The following is a 1,549-nucleotide window of genomic DNA, read 5'->3' on the forward strand; positions in this document are numbered from 1 at the left end:
GCGGCCTCCCGGTGAGATCGGCTTTGCGGTGCTGCGTGGCGGCAGCATCATCGGCGAACACAGCGTGAGCTTCTGTGCCGAAGGCGAGCTTGTGACCTTGTCGCATGCGGCCGGCGACCGCGTCATGTTCGCCCGCGGCGCTATTGCCGCCGCGCTCTGGCTCGAGGGACGCCCGCCCGGCGAATACGACATGCGCGACGTTCTCGGTTTCGGCGCTCCGTGACCGGCAGCCACAACGGATTCCATTTCAACGGCCGTTAAAACGACTGAAAGCCAGCTGAAAGCTTGGGCGTGCCATGAAGTCATTACGGCGTTCGCCGGGTGACCGGTGCGGGAGCGGCCGGTAAGGAGGAATGCGGCGCAGCCGGGATGGCGCGCCGCCCAAGTGGAGGAAGTTTCGTGACCGGTTTCATCTCGAAGTGCGCCCTGCGCACAGCGGCGCTAAGCCTTGCTATTGCAGCCACAAGCGCCACGGTGGCTTCGGCTGCCGACAAAATCACCATCATCGTCGGCGGCATGGAAAAGCAGATCTATCTGCCTGCCGTGCTCACCCAGCAGCTCGGCTACTTCAAGGACCAGGGGCTCGATGTCGAACTGCTCAACTCGCGCGCCGCGGTCGAGGCCGAAAATGAACTGCTGGCAGGTGCCGTCCAAGGCGTTGTCGGCTTCTACGATCACACCGTCGACCTGCAGTCGAAGGGCAAATACATCCAGTCGATCGTCCAGTTCAGCCAAGCGCCCGGTGAGGTCGAGCTGGTCTCCGCCAAGCACCCGGAGATCAAGTCGCCCGCCGATTTCAAGGGCGCCACGCTCGGCGTCACCGGTCTCGGCTCCTCGACCGATTTCCTGACCCAGTATCTTGCCGTGCGCAGCGGCCTGAAGCCCGGCGACTACACGCTGCTGCCGGTCGGCGCCGGCAACACCTTCATCGCCGCCGTCAAGCAGGACCAGATCCAGGCCGGCATGACCACCGAGCCGACCATCGCCAAACTGCTCAAGACCGGCGAGGCAAGCATCCTGGTCGACATGCGCACGCCCGAAAAGACCAAGGAAGCGCTGGGCGGCGACTATCCGGCGGCGTCCTTCTATGTCCAGTCCTCCTGGCTGGAAGGCCACAAGGATGAGGCACAGAAGCTCGCCAATGCCTTCGTCAAGACGATGAAATTCATCGCCACGCATTCGGCCGAAGAGATCGCCGACAAGATGCCGAAGGATTATTATGCCGGCAACCGGGACCTTTACGTGCAGGGGCTGGCCGGCGGCAAGGCGATGTTCACGCCGGATGGCCGCATGCCGGCCGATGGTCCGCCGACCGTGCTCAAGGTTCTCTCGACATTCTCGAAGAGCCTGCAAGGCAAGCAGATCGACCTGTCGAAGACCTACACGACCGAATTCGTCGACGCTGCCAAATAGCGGCGCCAGCCTACCACTCGTTGAATAACAAGGACTTGCGCCGGCTGCTTGAATCAAGAAGGCAGCGGCGCGGCCTCCCGAACACCTGGAGATCCGTGGCACTGCCGCGGGCTCCCTTGCCCCATTGCGACAGGAG

Annotated in this window: 2 protein-coding genes; both read left to right on the forward strand. The window is 63.3% G+C overall.

Going from position 1 to position 1,549, the window contains the following annotated elements; translation table 11 throughout:
* The coding region (locus EN969_RS30500; protein WP_281060045.1) for a dihydrodipicolinate reductase C-terminal domain-containing protein at window positions 1–223 on the forward strand (223 nt) is incomplete at its 5' end.
* A 176-nt stretch (window positions 224–399) separates the two neighbouring features.
* Window positions 400–1,413, forward strand: a complete 1,014-nt coding sequence (locus EN969_RS30505) for an ABC transporter substrate-binding protein (protein ID WP_127419704.1) — start codon at window positions 400–402, stop codon at window positions 1,411–1,413.
* Window positions 1,414–1,549 lie beyond the last annotated feature (136 nt).

The organism is Mesorhizobium sp. M7A.F.Ca.CA.003.01.2.1, from assembly GCF_003998945.1.
GTDB classification, from domain to species: Bacteria; Pseudomonadota; Alphaproteobacteria; order Rhizobiales; family Rhizobiaceae; genus Mesorhizobium; species Mesorhizobium ciceri.